Below are 20,566 nucleotides of genomic sequence, written 5' to 3'. Positions count from 1 at the left end.
ACGCTTGCAACAGGATGATCTGTAATCCATGGATGATTTGCATAATAACTGGACAGCCTTTGCAAAATGGGCTTCTTATGTTATTGTTTAATAGTAATAATTACGATTAAACCAGAATGAAATGAGGAGCATCCGAGATCATGGGCAAATCTATGAATTCCTACCGTATGCCGCGAGCTAAAGGCATGGATATGGCTGCATTTTATACAAGCAAAGAATGTGAGCGCAAAGCGAGACATATCGTATTTTCCGCAGAAAATGAAAGAATCGTCGAAGAATTTATTGCGATCCAAGGCATGAAGGAGCGATTTGCGGCTCACGATGTGCCTTTGCCGAACAGGTTGGTCATGTTTGGCCCGCCGGGAACGGGCAAAACGCTAACCGCTTCGTATTTGGCAGCCCGACTGCAGCTGCCGCTTGTGCTCGTCCGTCTGGATGCGATCATCCACAGTCACCTTGGAGAGACCGGCTCTAACGTCCGCAAGCTGTTTGAATATGCCCGAACGAATCCGTGCGTGCTGTTCATGGACGAATTCGATGCCATTGCCCGTACCCGGGAATCGAATGATGAAGTGAAAGAAATGGCGAGGGTGGTCAACACCTTATTGCAATGCATGGATGAGTGGGAAGGGGAAAGTGTGTTTATGGCGGCGACCAATCTGGACGCACAGTTGGATCATGCGATATGGCGTCGTTTCGATACAAAAATAAATTATACCATGCCTGATCGCCAAAGCCGTGAGACGTATGTGGGCAAGCTGATCGGTTCCTTCGAACACGAACCGGGATTACCGGACTACATATGCAACCGCCTCGAAGGCTGCAGCTTCGCCGACGTGGAGCAGATCGTTCTCAAAGCCAAGCGAAAAGCGATCATTGCCGGCCGTTCGCTGCATGAGCAGTTTGTGGCAGAGGCTTATGCCGAATACATGCCGAGACCGGTAACGACTTAGCTTTTGATCTTGAAGAAATGAACACCCCCGAAGATTTCGTCAGAGAATCTTTCGGAGGTGTTTTTGGTCTGCAATCGGTGTGTCAAGCATTGACCGGAGAACGGTAGGTTTGCTCGCGCTTGTGCTGATCCGGCGGGGTCCAGAGCGGAAGCCTTAGCGTAAAGATACTGCCTTCCGGGCTGCTGGAAGCGAGGAACAGTTCTCCGTCCTGTGCCTCGGCGAGCAGACGACTGTAAGTCAAACCAAGTCCGAGTCCGCGAGTCCGGCGTTTTTTGAGTTCGCCGCGGTAGAAGCGTTCAAAGATTTTGGGCTGGTCTTCAGGAGCAATGCCTGTGCCATAGTCCCGTACATCGATCGAGAGATGCTCTCCCTCGGCTTGCAGGCCAATCCGGAACGCAGGCGTTTGTTCATCCGACATGGCTTGAAGCCCGTTATTCAGCAAGTTGACGATGATCTGCTGAATGCGGAGCGCATCGCCGATCGCATACTGCGTGCCCGTTGACGCTTCCAATTCAATCTCGGGCATTTTGTCTTCGCAGGTGATCCTCCACTGATAGATGATTTCCCTTATCAGCAGATGGAGATCGATCCGTTCATGCCGTACCGCCACGCTGCCGGCGCTCATGGCGTTATAGTCCAGCAAATCGGCGACCATACGTTCCATCCGCTGAGATTCCTTCAGAGCGATATCGAGAAATTCCTTTCCTTCCTGGGGGCTGACAATGTCATCCCGTACGGCCATGACCAGACCCTTGATGGAGGTGACCGGGGTTTTCAATTCATGAGTGACCCCAGCCAAGGACAAGGCGCGCCATTCTTCCAATTGTTTCAGGCGAATGGACATATCCCGGAAGGAGCTGACAAGTTCATTCATTTCCTGTTCCTTCGTATCGATGTCCAGATTGACCTCATAATTGCCGATTCGGATCTGTTCTGCCGCATGGGCGACTTGCCGGATCGGTTTGGAGAGCTTGCGCGACAACCAATAAATGGTGAACCAGCCGCACAGAATCAAGGCGGCGAGCAGCAGCACCACGATGACAAACGTTTCCGTGCTGAACGTGAGCGACTTTTTGGACTGCATGACCCATACTTTGCCAAGGGTTTCATTCGAGTCTGTAATGTTGACGGTAACGCCGGCGTAGTTCTTGTTCCTTGGCGCATTCAAGTCATCCGACAGATGATAGCGGACATCGTCCTGCGTCATTTTCGGCCTGGAGTACATCAAATGATGGTTGTTGTCCAGCACCATGATGCAGAAATAGTTGTCCGTGTTGAACAGTTTGATCCGCTTGTCCACCAGCATATCGATGTCCGGGGGGATGAGCAGCTTGTTTCCCGGTCCGGTCACTTTTTCCGCGATCTCAAGGCCGAGCAATTCGGCGGTTTTCATGCTTTTCTCAATGGACGTACTGCGAATCCAATAGAGCGCTCCTGCTGCAATCAGGGTGAATCCGATACAAAGAATCAGAAAATAGCGAAGAGTCCAGTAGGACAGCATGGATGTTTTGCGTTTGGGCGGATTCGGTTTTAGTTGGCGATCCAAAATTGATACCCCATTCCCCGCAGCGTGCGAATTTCTCCCGTTTCCGATTCCCATTGGCCTAGAGCCTGGCGCAGCCGCTTGATGGACAAGTCCACGGCCCGGTCGCTTCCATCATAGTCGAGCCCCCATACCTGTTCGATCAAGTGGTCTCGCGTGAAGGTCCGGTTGGGATATTCGGACAGGAACAGCAGCAGCGACAAGTCTCTTGGCGTGAGCGCCACTTCTGCACCGTGCAGCAAAACCTGCTTGGCCGTCAGGTCAATCACCAGGCTGCCAAAATATCGCTTGCCTGCACCGCCCGCCGTCAAGTAGGGATTGCGGCGCAGCACGGCATTGACCCGTGCCACGACCTCTTCCGGCACAAAGGGTTTGCTCATATAATCGTCCGCCCCGGCATTCAAGCCGTTCAGGCGGTCCTGTATATCGTCCAGTGCAGTCAGCATGATGACTGGACATGCGCTTTTATCACGAATCATTCGCAGCAGCTCCCAGCCGTCCATGCCGGGCAGCATGACATCCAGCAGAACGAGGGAAGGCGTGCTCGCATCAAACATGCTGTGGGCCGTCGGCCCGTCCGCGGCATGTCGCACATCGAATCCTGCTTTTCTCAGATAGGCAGCCAGCACGCGTGCGATAGCTTCCTCATCTTCGACGATGAGTATGGATTTCAAAGCGGGTTCTCCTTTCCAATGCCTTCGATTATTATCGGCACACGGCCTGAACTGATTGTACATGATCACATTTCTCAAAGCCAAGGCCCCTTTTTTCAGAAAATTGAAGGAAAATTTCCCTTGGTTTTCGTTTTGACGTCATCTTGACACATTCGGTTGATAAGATACTTCCAACGAACAAACAAATAACCAATCATTGGAGGAGAATAGAGATGAATAAAAAGACGAAGACTTGGGTGATTTCCGGCGTGGCCGCGATAGCGGTGCTTGGTGGTGGGGGTTATTATTTCGCGAACAGCTATTTGGGCAACAACGTCGAGATCGAGCAGGTACTGCCAGCCAGCACTTCGGGTTCCGCGGTGAGCGATGGCGGAGAGACGAGCTCCACAACGGGCGAAGCTGCGGGAGCGGAGCAGCTGAATGGCGATTGGAACATTGCCGAAGGTTCGAAAGTGTATTTCTCCGTAACGACATCGCGCGAAACCGTCAACTTCGTGGACGAGCAGGTTAGCGGCTCCTGGACAGTGAATGTGGACGATCCATCCCAGATGTCCGCCAGCGGACAGATCGAACTGGATGGCCTGGATTCCGGCAACGCTCAGCGCGACGAGCACGTGAAACAGGCCGATTTCTTCGACATCGCAACGAATCCGCAGGCGACGTTTACAGCAACATCGTTTGAAGGCGTTCCGGCAGAATGGCCGGCAGGCCAAACGATCGACTTCAAAATGAACGGCACGTTAACGGTTAGAGGCATTGAGAAAGAAGTCACGTTTGATGTCAAAGCGGCGCAAGAAAACAACCAATTGCTGTTGTCCGCAACCACGGTCGTGACATTCGAAGACTTTGGCATGACGAACCCACACTCGGTCGTACTGTCCACCGAAAACGACATTCAAGTTCAATTGGAATTGAAACTGGACAAATGATCGGCCGAAGAAAACACTCTATTATCTGATGCAGCAGCCGCTTCGATCCCATATCCAGCTCTCAAGTAGAATAAGCCTGTTTCCGGCCGGCATCTGGCAGGGGGACAGGCTTTTTGCATTGGGCCTTGCGCGTGAAGGATAGGCGCATTTTGTTGCAATAACTGCTGTTTCCTTTGCAAAATGCCGTGTTCCTCTCCAAATAGAAGCGCTTACAATTAGAGGTGATTTAATGCATCACTTGTACAAATCAAGGCATGCCAATGCATGAGGGGGAGATCGGAAAGTGAACAAAAAGTACATATGCGGCTGTCTGGCCTTGCTGCTGATCATCTGTGATTGGGGATGGACGGCGCGGCCCGCTGCCGCGGCAAACGTGAATGTTGCCCTGAACAAACCGGTATCGGTAAGCTCGGAATACCAGGAGTACGGCAGCAAGAAGGAGCATTTGGTAGACGGGAGTCCGGATACACATTGGATGGCCAAGGCGGCAACGTCGGCGGAAAGTCCGCAATGGGTCATGGTTGATCTGCAAGAGGCGTATGCATTGTCCGGCGCCGAGGTGACCTGGAAGGATTCGGATGTGGTCGTTCGGTATGCCGTCGAGACATCCGTGGATGGGGAAACGTGGACGAAACAAGTGGACCGTACGGACAATGATCGTGCAGAGAGCACGGCCAGTCTGGAGTTTCAGGCATCGGGCGCAAGATACGTGAAAGTCAGTATGCCATTTTACAAAGAAACCGGTGCTTGGGCTGCCATCTCCGAGCTTCAAATCTGGGGACAGGAAGAAGGCACGGAGCCTGCGGACATTACTTCTTATGATTCGGTTAGCGTGTCGACGCTGAGAAGGGTAACCCCTGAGCTGCCGAAAGAGGTAAATGCCCATTATTCCAATGGCAAACGAGCGGCCGTGCCCGTCGACTGGGCTGCGATCGATCCGGGGCAGTACGATGCAGCAGGCAGCTTTACCGTAACGGGGACGGTGTACGGCGCCTCCGTGCAGCCTTCCGCCACGGTCACGGTGCAGCAATATCGCGACGATTATGCGCGCGGGGTGGACATTTCCACGCTTACGGCGATTGAAGACAATGGCGGTACATATGTCGACAGTGACGGTACGAAGCGGGATTTGCTCGATATTTTGAAGGATCGGGGGGTGAACTATGTTCGCCTTCGTTTATGGAATGATCCGCAGAAGTCGAATGGCTACAACGACAAGCAAGATGTCATTCGGATGGCTACACGGGTGAAGGCCAAAGGCATGAAGCTGTTGGTCGATTTCCACTACTCGGATGAGTGGGCTCACCCTGGCCAGCAAATTCGCCCCAAAGCATGGGAGAACCTGTCCTTCGAGGAATTGAAGTCAGCGGTTCGGGAATACACGCAGAAAGTGGTAAGCGAGCTTAAAGCGGCTGGTGCAATGCCGGACATGGTTCAGATCGGTAACGAGATCAACAGCGGCGTATTAAACGGTCTGAACAGCAATGTGAATTTTGATGAAAACGCGGCTTTGCTGAACAGCGGCATTGCAGGCGTGCGCGACGTGGAAGGCGGCGACCAGGTGCGGATCATGATCCATCTGGCCGAGGGCGGAAAGTCGGAAATGTTCGATTGGTATTTTGGCGAACTAGAGAAGGGCAACGTGGATTACGACACCGTCGGATTATCCTATTATCCGTTCTGGCACGGCACGTTTGCCGACGTGCAGGCAACGATGAACCTTATCGCCGAGAAATACGGAAAAGATGTCATCATCGCGGAGACGTCCTATCCGTTTTCGTTCAAAAACGGGGATGCCCATGGCAACATTATCGGCACGCCGGAATCGCTGCATGTAGGCGGAGCGACATTTCCCGCCACGGTACAGGGTCAATATGATGCCATCGCCGGCATCATGGACATGATCGCCAAAGTTCCGGGAAACAAAGGCGCAGGATTTTTCTATTGGGAGCCGGCCTGGATCGCGGCGGACGTAGGCTGGATCGCTTCGGAAGGAGATGCGTGGGAGAACCAGGCCATGTTCGATTACGACGAATATCCGGGCAATGGGGGTTACTCCTACGAAGGACGCGCCCTGGATTCGCTGGATGTGTACAAACGCGGCATGGACATCGAGCCTGCCAACCGGCAGCGGCTGTGGGCAGCGATCTCGCGTGCCGAAGCGCTGGTGGAGAGCGATTTTGAGGCGGAGAGCTGGAAGACGCTCGCACCCGCGATCGAGCAGGCGCGCCAAGTCTACGAACAAGCCTATGCGGATACGGGGCTGACCCAAGCGGCGTCCGATGCTGCCGCACAGGCTTTGGAAGAGGTCATGCTGCACATGGAAGTCATTCCGGCCGATCTTACCGCACTTCAGGCGAAGATCGAGGAGGCTCGCACGTATAAGGAGGCAGACTGGTCTGCTGCGACGTGGGCGGTATTGGCAAAGGCGCTGGAGCAGGCTGAACGTGTATGGGCAGATCCGCGTTCCACGCAGACCGAGGTCAATGCGGCGGCAGAGAAGCTGGATAAGGCCATCCAGGGATTATCCGATGTGGACAAAACGGCTCTGACCATCCGAATCGGGGAAGTGCAGCAGCTTGCGGAATCCTCCTACACGAAGCGAAGTTGGCATGCGCTCAGAACAGCGCTGCAGGCTGCCATCGCCGTTCGTGACAAGGCGGATGCGATCCAAGCGGAGGTGAGCCAGTCGCTGGCTGATTTGGAGCGGGCGGCCGAAGGGCTGATTTCGCTGGAAACGCTGACGACAGGCAAGACGGCTACAGCATCCAGCAGTGCAGGTACGGGCGGCGGGCAGGCAAATTCGCCGGGTGGCGCGATCGACGGCAATCCGAACACGTCCTGGGGAACGGATCAGAGCGTCGGCAGCTGGTGGCAAGTCGATCTGGGGCAAACGGCCGTGCTGCGCAAAATTGAAATGTCGATGTGGAGCGGCGGCATCAAATACCGCATCGACGTGTCGGATGACAACGAACATTTCACGACGGTGATCGATACGACGAGCGACGTCGTGGTGTCGACGAGCCCGAGGCATGTTTTGCCGGAAGGTACGAAAGGCCGTTATATCCGGGTTACGGTCACTGCAGGTTCGACCTGGGTCGGATTCCTGGATTTTGAAGCGTATGGCGTGTTCCCGGCAGATTCTTCCGCGCTTGCTTCCACCGTGGATGCGGTGAAGTCGTTGCGTCAGAGCGATTATACGCGAGAGAGCTGGAGCGGCCTGACCCAGGCATTGGATTTGGCACATACGCTGCTGGCAGATGAAGAGACGTCTTCGGCGGAGCTTGCCGCCGCCAACGATGCATTGTCGCGAGCGATCAACGGACTGGTGAAGCAGCCGCAGACCACGGACCCGGGAACAGGCACAGGCACAGGAGGAACAACCCAGCCCTCCCAGCCGGGCACATCCGGCAGCGGAAATCATGGCGATGCAGCCCATGAAGGTACGATACCGAACATTGCAGAGACAGGGAACGATCCGAAGGGTTCTTCGCTGTCGATTCAAGGCACGTTGACCCAAGGCGTAGAGTATGTGGTTCAACCGACGCCTGGACAGGTGGCGCAGCAAGTGAAGGCGTTAGGCAGCGGGCAAAAATCATTGACGTTGATTGCCGATGTGCCGGATTCCGCGGAAGCGGTCACCTTCAAGCTGGATGCCGGACAATTCGCCGGATGGGTACGATCCGAATCGCTGCAGGTGTTGGAGCTATCGTTCAAACAGACGCGTGTACGCGTATATCTCGAAGATCTTGAGTCGCTGAAGGGTAACGTTTCCGGAGCCCTGGAGATTCGAGTAGGGGGAATGTCGTCGGATGCAACCGATGAACAACAAGCGGCCATGAAAAGCGGGAGAGAGATCGTACAGCTCCGGTTGTCGGTCAATGGAGAGCCCGTGGCATGGACGAACCGTGGCATTGAAGTGCTGTTGGAGGGGCTATCCGGGCCAAGCGCGGATCATCGGGTTCTGATTATGCAGACGCTTCGGGATAACGGGAAGCTGAAGCCGATCCTGTTCAGTCATTATGACGCAGCAGGCAAGCGGTTTGCGTTCAAACCGAATGAGCAAGGCACATTTGTGCTGACTGAAATTGCGGTGCCGTTCAATGACATCCAGCAGCATGCGTGGGCTTTGAACGAAGTGGGTGAACTGTACGGCAAAGGCGTCGTGTCGGGGATGACCGGGGACAGCTTCAAACCGCAAGAAGCGCTGACCCGGGCTCAATTCCTGCAGCTGCTTACGGGCGCGTTGGACGACATGAATCACGAAAAGGAGAGCATTTTGCTTCCGGCGGACGTGAACGAAGATGCGTGGTATGCCGAGGCGGTGCGTCGGGGGATGCAGATGGGCATCGTGACCGGCAAAGCAGACGGCACGTTCGGAGCGAATGAGCCGGTGACGAGAGAGCAGATGGCCGTCATGCTGCAGCGGGCGCTGCAAGCTATGCACGGTGGCGAGGCAGCGAATGCTTCAGCAGCGGCGACTTCCCGATTCAGCGATGACGAAAGCATTTCCGCGTATGCGAAACAGGCGGTCGCGGCCATGCAGGATCTGGGGCTGCTCCAAGGCATGGCAGATGGCAGGTTCGAGCCGCAAGGGACGACCAGCCGGGCGCAGGGTGCCGTCGTTGCTGCACGTATGCTGCGGCAGTTATACTAAGTTGGAACGTCAAAAGGATCGGGCCATAAATGGGCCCGATTTTTTTCCGTTTGCGGGAGTCCGATCAGTTAACTGACGGACCTTCGGTTAACCATAGGCCAACAAGCCTTTAGGCATCCGCCTGAATTTCGGATCATCGGGGAATGGAATCGTTTGCGCTCTTTCCACGAGGTCCTCCTTAAGCTCTTGGAGCTTTGCTGTAGATTTTCCGTTTGTGAAAGGACAATGAGCGGTATCGACGTGATAATGTGCGGATTTCCTGATTCGATAAAGAAGAGGCGTCCTTCGAAAGGCTCTTGTTCTTCGAGCTCCTCAGGATCATGCGCTCGGCATGACTTGAGTACATATAGTTGGCATAGGTTTCATATTCGGAAAAGCCGAATTGCTTCTTCTTGTTGATGCTGGACAGGATTGCCTTATACCACGGCAAGCGGTGGATCGTTTCGATTTTCTTTTTTAATGAAGCGAGCTCCGTTTTTTCAAACAGCATGTAGTGGGTGACGAATGAACGGGGCCGAGGGGCTTTGCTGCGCAGCAGCTTGCGGTACGTGTTGAAATATTCGGGTTGGCTCCAATCGCGACAATAAAATGCCGTTTTGTTACCGGTCATGAACGAGTGGGGGCGAATCAGGACGGTATCCGCATCGATGACCAGGAAGTGCTGCGCTTTGACGACGCGGTCTCCGTTCATTTTTAAAAGTTGCTGGTACAACCATCCCGACCGGTTCCACCGGGACGATTGATAATGAATATCGTCTTTGGTGAACGGGAGGACGGTTCGTTCGTTCACGAACGTACAGTTTTTACGGGAGCAGAGCTTTCGGATACCGCTGCTCTCCGGAGATACGATGTAAATTCGACCAATGGGATGCCGGACATGGCGTCGAACGCTATCGATGACATGGGGAAGGGTATTCAAGTCTTTATCGATCGCGGGGATCAGCACGTCGATTCGGGTCGAGTTGTTGGCTTCCGCTTTAGCCTGAACGGCCATTTCTTCAGCTCCTTGCGCGTTGGTTTTCATTTTGTTCATGGTATGTGTGCATGAGGGAGATGGTCAGGGCGCATGAACGCATCCATTTTCGTTAATCGGGGGCGTTTGCGTAGGGTGTCCGATTCCCTTATGCATATAATGCATGGTCTTAATGAGGAGGCAGGAAGTCTTTCATCGAATGAGGGGAGAGGAAGCGTGGTGGTAGTCCGTAAATCGCAGCCATTAAGCAGCAAATGGGTAAAGACGAAGGCGATTCTCAGTAACGATTACATCAGGCCGTTCGTTCCTGATACGCAGAGATATAATGCGGCCAATCTGAAATCGATGATCCACAAATACGGCATGGTTTATGTCAAACCCGAGCGCGGTACGCATGGAAAAGGCGTAATCAAAGCGGAAGTGGCGGGGCGGCGGCATTATGCCTATCAATGGGAGCAGCGGCGTTGGACATTCGAGGACTTCGATTCCTTTCATGCCAGCCTGAATCGACGTGTAGGGAAAAAGGAGTACCTGGTTCAGAGAGGAATCCACCTGCTCAAGCACAACAACAGGCATTTTGATATCCGGGTCATGGTCCAGATCAATCCGAACAAACAGTGGGAAGCTACCGGGGTGATCGGTCGGCTGGGCCACCCCGCGAAAATCGTGACCAATTATCACAGCGGCGGCAAACCGATGGACATTCACCAGCTGTTGGGATCGCATGCTTCCTCAAAACGTAGAGAACAAGTGGTTCGGGATATGAATGAGCTCGGATTGCAAATCGCCCGCCATATGAAGAAAAAATACCCTTATCTGAAGCAGATCGGCGTGGATTTTGGCCTGGATCATATGATGAAGCCGTGGATCATTGAGGTGAACATCAAGCCAGACCCTTATATTTTCAATCAATTAAAGGATAAAGCGATGTACCGCAGGGTCATTCATTGTTATCGCAAACTGCAAACCGAGCCGAAATAATAGGGAGTATCCAAAAACAGCGGCAGACAAAAAACGTCACGTTAAATGGCTTTTTTGCGCGTAAGGGCCGTTTTGTCCAAAATGCCCCCTGCAGGAATAACTCCCTTCAAGTTAAGCGCCTCTAGTATATTAGGAGAAACACACTTCCCTCATAGCGTGCCTTCATTAATGTGCTGTTATGAGGGAAATGATGAAAACGTTGGATGTGATTGAACAAATATTAGTTGAGTTCGGTGAGTTTAACATCCCAAAGTTTGGAAGGCTCCGATGAAGAAGGCGTTCCATGCGTGTTAAACTCTATCGTCAATTTATTCCCGCCTACTACATCAACATTAAAATTTATCGGTTCCATCCCTCTTGAAAGAGTCGGGGATTCATAGATTTTTTGGTCATCAACAGTGATTACTACTGAACGAAGATAACCGTCTTCCAGTTTGTCTGATACTGCGTAATTTCCTGAAATCGTTTTATATTTTCCTTTTAATAAATACACTGCCTGATCCCCATTTGAACGTAAGTTTAACGATGGTTGAATCTTTTCTTGTAGAATTTCAAAGGCTGTTAATTTATCATCCCATTCAAACTTGCCTTCCCAAGGAGTGAGTTGGTGCAAGCCAACAATTTTACCAGTTCCCTGTTGTTTTCCAATGGAGACAGTGGCAGTCGTCCGATCCCAACTAACATCTTTTCCTAGAGCTGAAGATATACCGCGGATTGGCAGATATGTAGTACCGTCTACAATGAAAGGCTCGATCGTATTTCCGTTTGCATCTTTTGGTGTTATTGCTACGCCGTCTACAATTACTTTAATGTTGTTGTACACTGCAGTCAGTTTCTTACTGAAAGGATAGTCAGCTGCATAAGCAATCCCAGAGGTTAGTAGAAGGGTTGCAGAAGCACCTATTATAATTCCTTTGAACGTGTTGTTCTTCAAGTCAATCTCCTCTTTTCTAGTATATGTATTTGCTATATCTCATTATTGTATGATTTCAAATAAATGGACAGTGTCTAGCATGGGTTTAATTACTTAAATTTACATTTCGGTGATGGAAATTATAATGGCTTCACTCAAAAAAAGTTTCAATTATGTATGATGTTTGTGAAGTAATGACGATGATTTAGATTGAAGCGGGATGAGCTTATGAACGAACGTGGGCTGAAATCCTCGCCAAATCAGCAACATGACAGCGATCAGTTGAAACATCGTTTCTGAGAACTCATGATGTATCCTTTTCTAAATAACAATATTATCCTTTACAAAAATGCTATATTTACATTATAATAAGAACAAACGTTCCTTGTATAAAAAAGAAATAATAGCGATTTATGGTATCCATCTGTATTAAATTGGCTATGGAATTGCCATACGTTCCTTTATAATAACTACAATAGTTATTCTAATAGGGATGGTGCCAAGTAACCGTGGTCATTTATATTATCCTTGGATTTTTTGATGCATTAGCGATGTTGTTATTGATGCTGAAACTGTACATGTTACCGTTTAGAGCGTATGGCGTCAAAATTACATATTTCGTTTTCTTTATCTCTACATTTTCGTATATGATTCGCATTACTTTAGAGTCGCCAAAGCTGGATTTACCTTTGCAGTATATTTTCTTCGTGCTTTTTTTACGGTTTGGGATGGAATTGAAAGTGCACTTGTCCGCTTTTATAGCTGGGGCGGGAATATCCGCTTATGCAGCAATACAAATGGCCATTTACCATCTGTTTCATTTTTTTGATGTTATGCACATAAGCGTGATTCAACAGAATGAGGGAAGTATGGTTTATTTGCTTCAGTCCGCTTCCATCCTGATTACCTATGCGATCGGCTTTGTGCTCTCCATCTTCGACTATGGGTTCTCATTTATCATAAGGCCACCGCATGACTTTTTGACAAAAGAGAACTACTTATCCAGCACTAATTTACCTTACTTAATAGGAACCATCATTTCTGCATTTATGATCTGCATGACGTTGATCTTATTATACAGCTCTGATCCAACACGGCTTTTAGTTCTAGCCATTTTAACGTTTGGAGTTTCCTATTTCTTTTCCATAAGGAGGGAACGAGGTGATATTAGAGCGGCTGTCGAGGCGTATCGCGCTAAGCATAAAAGCAGCTGATCCTGAAGGACCTGGAACCGTTGAAATTTTGGAGTATGAGCTGGGCCTTCGTCTTAATTGGTATACAGGTTTGTTATTGACCATCCTTTTAGGGTTGGCATTCGGGACGTTTATGGGAGCTCTGATCGCTCTGTTTTCATTTGTGATGCTGAGAAAGTTTTCAGGCGGAGTGCATCTGCCGATAACGATCTGCTCTGTTGTAACGGGAGTTGTTGCGGCGATCATTCCGTTGATCCATTTGAATGTAGAAGCCATGCTTGTACTGAATGCAATCAGTCTTATTATTGTATTGCTTTATGCGCCAAACGAATTTGAGTATGTCAATCCAACATCGTGGGATCGATGGCTGAAATGGATTTCAGCCGGGCTCGTAGTCGCCAATTTTGCAGTCAAGTCATCAGAAATAACATGGGCATTTTTTATTCAAGCCATTCTCATCCTTCCAGTATGGACCAAACGGGAAGGAGGTGATTAAATTGAATCAAAAAATAGCGCGAGTGTTTGCTGCAGGCCTTACAAAAGGAGCAAAGAAATCTTCCGAGAAACGCAAAAGCATTGTTGGAGCGATGAAAATGCCCGAAGCACTGAAAAAGAAATGATTCTTGATGAATGATCGATGAATAATAGGTGTTTAATAAAGCGATGGCTCCTACGGCCTTCGCTTTTTGTTTTTTCTGAAAATGATACGATGCGCATCGGAGCATGAAAAGCCTTCTCGAGTCCAAGATCGAAAAGGAAGAAACCTGTTTACGTTTAGTGATATTGTCATATTGACATTAACGTTTTTGTTTGTTATCATTTCGATAATATCATAATGACTATATTAAGAAATGGGGAATGAGCGATGTTTGGTTTTCGCTTCGTCAAGTTTCAGCCCAGCGAGTACGTAATGAAGATCAAGAACGGTAAAGTACAGCGTCAGGGCGTAGGTTTGTCGTTCTATTACTATGAGCCGACGACTTCGGTCGTGGTGCTGCCGGTTTCGTCCGTGGATGTGCCTTTTATGTTCGAAGAGATTACCGCCGATTATCAGACGGTTACCGTTCAGGGGCAGTTAAGCTATCGGATCGTGGATTACATGAAAATTACCCAGAGCCTCAATTATGCCTATAATTTGCGCAAACACCAGCATATTTCCGACGATCCCGGCAAGCTGGACCAGCGGGTGATCACGATCGCCAAAGTGCTGACCAAAAAACATCTGGAACAGATGCCCTTGCGCCAAGCCATCCAATCGAGCGAACGGCTGGCGCGCAATATGAAACAAGAGGTGGCCCAGAGCGAAGAATTGGAGAAGCTTGGCGTGGAATTAATGGGGCTGTCCATTCTGGCCATTCTGCCCAATAAGGAGACGATGCGTGCCTTGGAAGCACAGGCGAGGGAAGAGATTTTGCGCCAGGCCGACGAAGCGCTGTATGTACGTCGCAATGCCTCCATCGAGCAGGAACGCAAAGTGAAGGAAAACGAATTGAATACGGAGATCGCGGTGGAAACGAAAAAGCGGCAAATTCGTGAAACCCAGTTGCAGGCAGAGCGTTCGGTAAGGCAGAAGCAGAACGAGATGCAGCAGGAGCAGCTGCAGTTCGACACAGGCATGGAGGAGCGCAAGCGGCAGCTCATCGAGCTGACGGTGGCGAATCAGAACGCCGAAGCGGACGCGAAGGCATATGCGCTCGCGGCCGTCATGAAATCGCTGCAGGACGTGGAACCGGCCGTGCTGCAGGCGATGGCCAACATGGGCATGAATTCGGATAAGCTGATCGCGCTTGCGTTTCAGGAGCTTGCGGAGAATGCCGGCAAAATCGGGCAGCTGAACATCTCGCCGGACCTGTTGCAAGGACTGATGTCCCCGTCTGCGCGCGAGCAGGGAGGCCGGGCAAGATGAGATGGGGACACAGCGGACAGAACGCCGGAGCGCCAGCTGCGGAACAGGGGCGAATGACCGAAAACAAGCTGGTTCTTATCAAACGCAAAACAAGGCTTGAGGAACTGATCGTCAGGTACAATACTGTGCAGCAAGCCCAATTTTATATCGAGCGGATGGGTGCGGACTTCAGCGATTACATGGAAGAAGACCGACGTTATCAGCAGGCGGTGTTGCAAGTCAGGCAGCAGCTGGCGCAGCTTGGGCGAGTGCAGGTCGTCGAGCGGGAGCATGTGCCCAACTTCATTTTTGGCGAGCAGGATATCGTTGTCGTTGTCGGTCAGGACGGCCTGGTGGCAAACACGCTCAAGTATGTCACGGGCCAGCCCTTGATTGGCGTCAATCCGGATCCTTTGCGATGGGAAGGCGTGTTGTTGCCTTTTACGACCGAGGATCTGGGGCTGATCATCCCGGATGTCATGCAAAAGCGCCGTCAGGTAAAGGAAGTGACGCTGGCCAAGGCCGAACTGAACGACGGGCAGGTGCTGTACGGCGTCAACGATTTGTTCATTGGCCGCAAAACCCATGTTTCCGCCAGATATGAAATGCATCTTGGCCCGGCCCATGAGCGGCAATCTTCCAGCGGCATCATCGTGTCGACGGGCATGGGATCGACGGGCTGGTTCAAAAGCGTGCTGGCCGGGGCATCCGGCATCACTCGTTCCGAGGCCTGGATGCAGCTGCAGGACAGGGAGCATGGAAATGAAGACTCGGATAAAACCTATCGCCAAACAGCTTCCATCAGCAGCCCATTCGGCTGGGATGCACCGTATTTGTATTTCACGGTGCGCGAGCCGTTTCCGAGCCGAACGACGTCGGCAGACCTTGTCTTCGGGCAGATCCATTCGCGCCAGCCCCTGCGCATTGTATCGCAGATGCCGGAGGATGGGGTTATTTTCAGCGATGGGGTGGAGCAGGACTTCCTGGAATTCAATTCAGGCATCGAAGCGACGATCAGCCTTGCGGAGAAGCGTGGGCAATTGGTGATCTAAGAGCTAGTTGACCGCCGGCCCTTTATTTCCATATCAATTCCGGCTAGAATGGTAGACTGGATGAAGTAAGTGATGTCAGGGATTGGAAAGAGGGTTGACCATGCAATCGATTTTGTTGGTTGAGGACGATACCAAGCTTGCCGGGCTGCTGGCCGCATATTTGACCCGTAACGGGTTTCAGGTGCATATGGTGCGGGATTTTCGCGATGTTTTGCATGAATTTGCTGAACGGGGACCCGATCTGGTATTGATGGATGTGAACTTGCCGCAATATGACGGCTTTTATTGGTGCAGGCAAATCCGCACGCATTCGATCTGTCCGATCCTGTTCATTTCCGCGCGCGACAGCGGCATGGATCAGGTGATGGCATTGGAGAACGGAGCGGACGACTATATCACGAAGCCGTTTCAATACGAAGTCGTGCTTGCCAAAATCAGGAGCCAGCTGCGCAGAGCCTATGGAACGTATGCCGCCGTTCAGCAAGAACCGAAAATCGCGAATGGCGCGTTGGTGCTGTATCCGGAACGATACGTGCTGGAGCATCAAGCAAACTCGGTCGAATTGACGCAGAAGGAAGCAGCGCTTATGGAGGTGCTTATGAACAAGGCGGGACGGGTCGTCGGCCGGGATAGGTTGCTGGATGTGATGTGGGAGGACCAGCATTTCATCGACGACAACACGCTCAACGTGTATATTACGCGGGTACGCCGGAAATTGAAAGAGCTCGGAGCGGGAGATGCGCTGGAAACGGTGCGGGGTGTGGGATATCGCTTGCTTGACCTTGATGGCGAATGGGGAGGACGCGCATGAGGCTTTTTCTGAAAGACCACCGCCTTCTGCTCGGATGTTATGTTGCTCAAATGCTGCTTGTTCCGTGTGTATACTGGGTTTCCGGCGAAAAGAGGCCGCCAAGCATCATGCTGTACGGCGTACTGCTTGGCACCGCGGTGCTTGCGGTGTATCTGGTCGTGCGCTATATCCAGCTTCGTGAAGTGTACCTTGCGCTTCAGGAGCCGGAACGGCTCGTTCGCGAACCGTATCATTCGCTCGGCGATGCGGAGCTTGCGCTCGCAACCCGGAATCTGGTATCTGAACTGGAACGCCGGCAGCAGAACGAAATCAATGAACTGCGGGCACGGAGCGAACAGCAGACCGTGTTCATGAACCGCTGGGTGCATCAAATGAAAACGCCGTTATCCATCATTCAGCTCACGTTGGAGGATGTGGAAGACGAGACCGCCGGCAGCATTCAGGACGAATTGGACAAATTGCGCAAAGGGCTGGAAATGGTGCTGCACTCGTCCAGGCTGGAACAGTTCGAAGGAGACTTCCGGGTAGAGCGAATTTCGTTGCTGGAGAGCGTCAAAGCCAGCATCGCCGAAAATCGCCGCCTGTTTATCCGTAAGGGAGTGATACCGGTAATCCATATTGAACCGAAATGGCAAATATATAGCGATACCAAATGGCTGCGCTTTATGTTGACTCAGATTTTAACCAATGCCGTCAACTATTCGGAGGGCGGTTCGGACAAAAAGATCACCTTGACCGCTTATTCGCAAAATGATCGCATCATTTTGGACATCCAGGATCAGGGCATTGGTATTTCGGCCGAAGACATTCAGCGGGTGTTCAATCCGTATTTTACGGGGGAGCGCGGCAGGCAGTATCATGAATCGACGGGGATGGGCCTGTATTTGGTACGTGAAATCAGCAAACGCCTCGACAACCGGGTCGAATTGTTTTCTGGGCCGGAGGAAGGCACCCTGGTGCGATTCAGTTGGGATATGGCGAAATGAGTGAGAATTATTCGTAGTTTAGCAAGGTGCTTGCCTGGGGCGAAGCGCCTTTTTGTGATGGGAACACAACCTTAAAGGCCGTGTAAGGAAAGTTTAAGGTAAATCGATGGTACGGCAAGTTGCGGGCGGATATGCTTGTAATGTAACACACCAATCACGAAGGAGAACACGAGAAAATGGATATGCTTCAAGTTACGGCTTTAAACAAAACCTACCCGGGAAAGGTGCAGACCCAGGCCCTTAGCGATATACATCTGAGCATCCGGCAAGGGGAATTCGTCGGCATTATGGGACCTTCGGGGAGTGGAAAAACAACGCTGCTCAACATGGTCTCGACGATTGACGACCCAAGCTCGGGCGAGGTGAAGATCAATGGACAAAACCCGTTTGCGATGAAAAGAAAGGAGCTGGCCAAATTCCGCCGCCGTGAGCTCGGATTTGTGTTTCAGGATTTCAACCTGCTCGACACGTTGACCGTGGCCGAAAACATCGTGCTTCCCTTGACGCTGGACAACGTCAGCCTGAAAGAGATGGAGAACAGGCTGGAAGCGATCACGACCCGGCTGGGGATCGATCAGATTCGGAACAAACGCATCTTCGAAATTTCCGGCGGCCAGCGGCAGCGGACGGCCATCGCCAGGGCGATCATCAACAGACCGTCCCTGGTGCTTGCGGACGAGCCGACGGGAGCGCTCGACTCGGCATCATCCCAGGCCGTCATGGAAGCGCTGGAGCAGATCAACCAGCAGGAAAAAACGACGATCATGCTGGTGACGCATGATCCGCTTGCGGCCAGTTACTGTGACCGCATCGTATTCATCAAAGATGGCCGGCTCGCGGCCGAAGTGCACCGGGGTGACAACCGCCAGACGTTTTTCCAGCGCATCATCGACACGTTATCTTTCTGGGGAGGGAATTCGCATGAGCTTTCCTCAGTTCGCGTTTAACAACATTCGCCGCAACGGGCGGGCGTACATTGCTTTTTTCCTGAGCAGTGTCGTGATGGTCATGATCTTTTTTGCCTATGCGATGTTTATCTATCATCCTTCGGTGAAGGCTATGCCCATGGGAGAGACGACATCAGTGGGGATGGGGATTGCATCAGGCATTGTATACGTGTTTGCCATCTTTTTTGTCATCTATTCGATCGGCGCATTCCTGAAGTCCAGAAATAAGGAGTTCGGCATTTTAACGATTCTTGGTGCCGCGCCGGGCCAGATCCGGCGCTTGATCATGCTGGAAAATATGCTGATCGGAGCCGTGTCGATCGTGGCGGGCATCGCCGGCGGCATGCTTTTATCCAAATTGTTTCTCATGGTGGCCACCCGTTTCATTGGCATGGAGGATCTGCCGTTCTATTTTCCACTGAAGGCGATTGGACTGACGGTAGGGGCGTTTATGCTTTTGTTTGTCGGCGTTTCGCTCTTTACCCTGGCGTTTATTGGAAACAGGCGCGCGCTGGATCTATTGACCGGAACGAGCAGGCCGAAAAAAGAACCGAGGGTGTCATGGCTGTTCTCGCTGATCGGCGCTGGATTGCTGGCGACCGGGTTCATTGCACTGTACGATGACCTGCAAGAGCTGAACATTGTGATCGCTGCGATTAGTGGCATTGCGGGAACGTACTTCTTTTACTCCCAGCTCTCGGTATTGGTCATGCGATTGCTGAAGCGAAGCCGGCGTTGGGGATGGAAGGGGACACGCCTCTTGTGGGTGTCGGAAATGGCGTACAAAATCAAGGATAATGCACGTATGCTGTTCATGGTTACGGTCGTGATCGCCCTGGCTTCGATGAGCGCGGTCGTCATTTTATCGCTGGACCAGGATAATCGGGAGAAGTTTCGGGAAAGCGAGTTCCCGGTTCAGTACCGCATCTATGATGCTAAGGAAGGCGAGGATTTTGGCATCATTGATTCTGTTTTTAAACAGGCAGGCGTAAATTATGAACGAGCTTACGTACATTATGATTGGGGCGTAGCGGAGGGCAGCCATACGGCACTGTTGTCGCTCAGCGATTACAATCGCATCAATGCACTTCGCGGAAAGCAGGCTGAGCAGCTCGCGTCCGGCAAAGGGATATTTATCGACTCGCGCAATTCAGCGGAAATGGACAGCCATACGACATTTCATTCCTATGCAGCCGGTGAGATGATGACGCTCCAGCAGGAATCGGGTTCAACCCAAGTACGGATTGCGAAGTCAATAAAGGACGCTATGTATTGGGATACCATGTTTGCTTCAAGCGTATTGGTTCTGCCGGATGAGGACTTTTCACAAGTGGGAGAAAAGAATTCCGGAGCCAACGTTTTGTTGTACAGCGTTCCGTCATGGGGCAAAGACATACCTGCCAACCATTCGCCTGAGGCGCGGATTAGCAGGGAATTGCAGGCATTGGACGATGACATGCAAATGGATCCCGAGAAATACGATTTTTCCGGGTACATGGCAACCCGATACGCCAACTTTGAAAATACGCGGGAAGCCACCTCGATCATTACGTTTCTGGGTGTGATGATCGGTCTTGTGTTCTCCCTCTCTTCGGCAAGCTTCCTGTACTTCAGGCTGCATACCGATCTGGAGGCGGACGGGAGGATGGTGCATGGCTTGTCGAAAATCGGTTTGAGTTTTCAGGAGATGAAACGTTCGTCCACCGTGCAGATTGCGATCCTGTTTTTCTTCCCGATGCTGACGGCCATCGTCGAAACGCTCGTTGTTGTCAAACCGTTTCTGACCCAATTCGGCGTTACGGATTATACGGTGCCCGTTTTGAGCGTCTTCGGGGCGTTCCTCGGCTTGCAGACCCTTTACTTTTTCATCATTCGTGGTCGCTATATTTCCTCCTTGCGCAAAAAGATGGTATGAGTACATGCTGGAGCATATGGTCGGCTTGACATGATTTTCAACAAACATAAATGGCCCGGAACCCTGATTGCTATCAAGGGTGTCCGGGCCGTTGTCCGTTTACGGGCGGTACATAACGAGGTGCTTCGCAAGGGCTTGAGCGGCTTCTTGCCGG

17 protein-coding genes are annotated in these 20,566 nt (G+C 51.5%); 13 read left to right on the top strand and 4 right to left on the bottom strand.

Annotated elements, in window-relative coordinates; all coding sequences use genetic code 11:
• Window positions 1–140 precede the first annotated feature (140 nt).
• A complete protein-coding gene (locus RSX24_RS13550; RefSeq protein ID WP_343260927.1) occupies window positions 141–953 on the top strand; it encodes an AAA family ATPase in 813 nt (270 codons plus the stop codon).
• Between the two features lie 82 nt (window positions 954–1,035).
• Here RSX24_RS13550 and RSX24_RS13545 read toward each other — a convergent pair whose 3' ends face one another.
• Together RSX24_RS13545 and RSX24_RS13540 are read right to left on the bottom strand one after the other, a co-directional pair.
• Window positions 1,036–2,499, bottom strand: a complete 1,464-nt coding sequence (locus RSX24_RS13545) for a HAMP domain-containing sensor histidine kinase (RefSeq protein ID WP_343260926.1) — start codon at window positions 2,497–2,499, stop codon at window positions 1,036–1,038.
• The gene (locus RSX24_RS13540; protein ID WP_236411913.1) at window positions 2,484–3,170 is read right to left on the bottom strand and encodes a response regulator transcription factor; all 687 of its coding nucleotides are present in this window, start codon (window positions 3,168–3,170) and stop codon (window positions 2,484–2,486) included. Before RSX24_RS13540 ends, RSX24_RS13545 begins: the two co-directional genes overlap by 16 nt.
• A gap of 212 nt (window positions 3,171–3,382) precedes the next feature.
• Between RSX24_RS13540 and RSX24_RS13535 the strand changes: the two genes are divergently transcribed.
• Both RSX24_RS13535 and RSX24_RS13530 read left to right on the top strand, forming a co-directional pair.
• Window positions 3,383–4,099 (top strand): YceI family protein, encoded by a 717-nt coding sequence (locus RSX24_RS13535; protein WP_343260925.1) that lies wholly within the window; start codon window positions 3,383–3,385, stop codon window positions 4,097–4,099.
• A gap of 283 nt (window positions 4,100–4,382) precedes the next feature.
• Window positions 4,383–8,756 (top strand): glycosyl hydrolase 53 family protein, encoded by a 4,374-nt coding sequence (locus RSX24_RS13530; RefSeq protein WP_343260924.1) that lies wholly within the window; start codon window positions 4,383–4,385, stop codon window positions 8,754–8,756.
• Between the two features lie 178 nt (window positions 8,757–8,934).
• Here the strand turns inward: RSX24_RS13530 and RSX24_RS13525 are convergent, their stop codons facing one another.
• A complete protein-coding gene (locus tag RSX24_RS13525) occupies window positions 8,935–9,750 on the bottom strand; it encodes a DUF6492 family protein (protein ID WP_236411923.1) in 816 nt (271 codons plus the stop codon).
• A gap of 195 nt (window positions 9,751–9,945) precedes the next feature.
• Here RSX24_RS13525 and RSX24_RS13520 point away from each other — a divergent pair, with 195 nt between their 5' ends.
• Entirely contained in the window at window positions 9,946–10,710 is a 765-nt protein-coding gene (locus RSX24_RS13520) for a YheC/YheD family protein (RefSeq protein ID WP_236411924.1), read from the top strand.
• Between the two features lie 220 nt (window positions 10,711–10,930).
• On the opposite strand, the gene RSX24_RS13515 is transcribed toward RSX24_RS13520, so the two are convergent.
• On the bottom strand, window positions 10,931–11,644 hold the full coding sequence (locus tag RSX24_RS13515; protein ID WP_236411930.1) for a stalk domain-containing protein: 714 nt from the start codon (window positions 11,642–11,644) through the stop codon (window positions 10,931–10,933).
• Between the two features lie 488 nt (window positions 11,645–12,132).
• Between RSX24_RS13515 and RSX24_RS13510 the strand changes: the two genes are divergently transcribed.
• The 9 genes from RSX24_RS13510 to RSX24_RS13470 all read left to right on the top strand — a co-directional run bounded on the left by RSX24_RS13510 (window position 12,133) and on the right by RSX24_RS13470 (window position 20,412).
• The gene (locus RSX24_RS13510) at window positions 12,133–12,837 is read left to right on the top strand and encodes a hypothetical protein (protein WP_343260923.1); all 705 of its coding nucleotides are present in this window, start codon (window positions 12,133–12,135) and stop codon (window positions 12,835–12,837) included.
• A complete protein-coding gene (locus tag RSX24_RS13505) occupies window positions 12,785–13,312 on the top strand; it encodes an accessory gene regulator B family protein (RefSeq protein ID WP_343260922.1) in 528 nt (175 codons plus the stop codon). The genes RSX24_RS13510 and RSX24_RS13505 overlap by 53 nt, the downstream gene beginning before the upstream one ends.
• A 1-nt stretch (window position 13,313) precedes the next feature.
• On the top strand, window positions 13,314–13,436 hold the full coding sequence (locus RSX24_RS13500; RefSeq protein WP_290371397.1) for a hypothetical protein: 123 nt from the start codon (window positions 13,314–13,316) through the stop codon (window positions 13,434–13,436).
• A gap of 245 nt (window positions 13,437–13,681) precedes the next feature.
• Window positions 13,682–14,722: an SPFH domain-containing protein gene (locus RSX24_RS13495; protein WP_236411933.1), complete on the top strand. Its 1,041-nt coding sequence runs from the start codon at window positions 13,682–13,684 to the stop codon at window positions 14,720–14,722.
• The gene (locus RSX24_RS13490; RefSeq protein WP_343260921.1) at window positions 14,719–15,753 is read left to right on the top strand and encodes a diacylglycerol kinase catalytic domain-containing protein; all 1,035 of its coding nucleotides are present in this window, start codon (window positions 14,719–14,721) and stop codon (window positions 15,751–15,753) included. The genes RSX24_RS13495 and RSX24_RS13490 overlap by 4 nt, the downstream gene beginning before the upstream one ends.
• A 100-nt stretch (window positions 15,754–15,853) precedes the next feature.
• Entirely contained in the window at window positions 15,854–16,564 is a 711-nt protein-coding gene (locus RSX24_RS13485) for a response regulator transcription factor (protein ID WP_343260920.1), read from the top strand.
• Window positions 16,561–17,550 carry a sensor histidine kinase gene (locus tag RSX24_RS13480; protein WP_343260919.1) on the top strand — a complete coding sequence of 330 codons (990 nt, stop codon included), beginning with the start codon at window positions 16,561–16,563 and terminating at the stop codon, window positions 17,548–17,550. The genes RSX24_RS13485 and RSX24_RS13480 overlap by 4 nt, the downstream gene beginning before the upstream one ends.
• 176 nt (window positions 17,551–17,726) lie before the next feature.
• On the top strand, window positions 17,727–18,497 hold the full coding sequence (locus RSX24_RS13475; RefSeq protein ID WP_339273115.1) for an ABC transporter ATP-binding protein: 771 nt from the start codon (window positions 17,727–17,729) through the stop codon (window positions 18,495–18,497).
• Window positions 18,472–20,412, top strand: coding sequence for an FtsX-like permease family protein (locus RSX24_RS13470; RefSeq protein ID WP_343260918.1), 1,941 nt, complete (start codon window positions 18,472–18,474; stop codon window positions 20,410–20,412). Before RSX24_RS13475 ends, RSX24_RS13470 begins: the two co-directional genes overlap by 26 nt.
• Window positions 20,413–20,566 lie beyond the last annotated feature (154 nt).

Source organism: Paenibacillus hubeiensis (assembly GCF_032334105.1).
Classification (GTDB): Bacteria; Bacillota; Bacilli; order Paenibacillales; family Paenibacillaceae; genus Paenibacillus; species Paenibacillus hubeiensis.
The sequence above is the reverse complement of the archived record's forward strand: the minus strand, read 5'-3'. Positions and strand labels throughout refer to the sequence as shown.

What these genes read in the sequence shown, in the direction of transcription:
- RSX24_RS13550 (WP_343260927.1), top strand. Translation starts at nt 141, where the DNA reads ATGGGCAAATCTATGAATTCCTACCGTATGCCGCGAGCTAAAGGCATG.
- RSX24_RS13535 (WP_343260925.1), top strand. Translation starts at nt 3,383, where the DNA reads ATGAATAAAAAGACGAAGACTTGGGTGATTTCCGGCGTGGCCGCGATA.
- RSX24_RS13525 (WP_236411923.1), bottom strand. Translation starts at nt 9,750, where the DNA reads ATGGCCGTTCAGGCTAAAGCGGAAGCCAACAACTCGACCCGAATCGAC.
- RSX24_RS13495 (WP_236411933.1), top strand. Translation starts at nt 13,682, where the DNA reads ATGTTTGGTTTTCGCTTCGTCAAGTTTCAGCCCAGCGAGTACGTAATG.
- RSX24_RS13490 (WP_343260921.1), top strand. Translation starts at nt 14,719, where the DNA reads ATGAGATGGGGACACAGCGGACAGAACGCCGGAGCGCCAGCTGCGGAA.
- RSX24_RS13485 (WP_343260920.1), top strand. Translation starts at nt 15,854, where the DNA reads ATGCAATCGATTTTGTTGGTTGAGGACGATACCAAGCTTGCCGGGCTG.
- RSX24_RS13480 (WP_343260919.1), top strand. Translation starts at nt 16,561, where the DNA reads ATGAGGCTTTTTCTGAAAGACCACCGCCTTCTGCTCGGATGTTATGTT.
- RSX24_RS13475 (WP_339273115.1), top strand. Translation starts at nt 17,727, where the DNA reads ATGGATATGCTTCAAGTTACGGCTTTAAACAAAACCTACCCGGGAAAG.
- RSX24_RS13470 (WP_343260918.1), top strand. Translation starts at nt 18,472, where the DNA reads ATGAGCTTTCCTCAGTTCGCGTTTAACAACATTCGCCGCAACGGGCGG.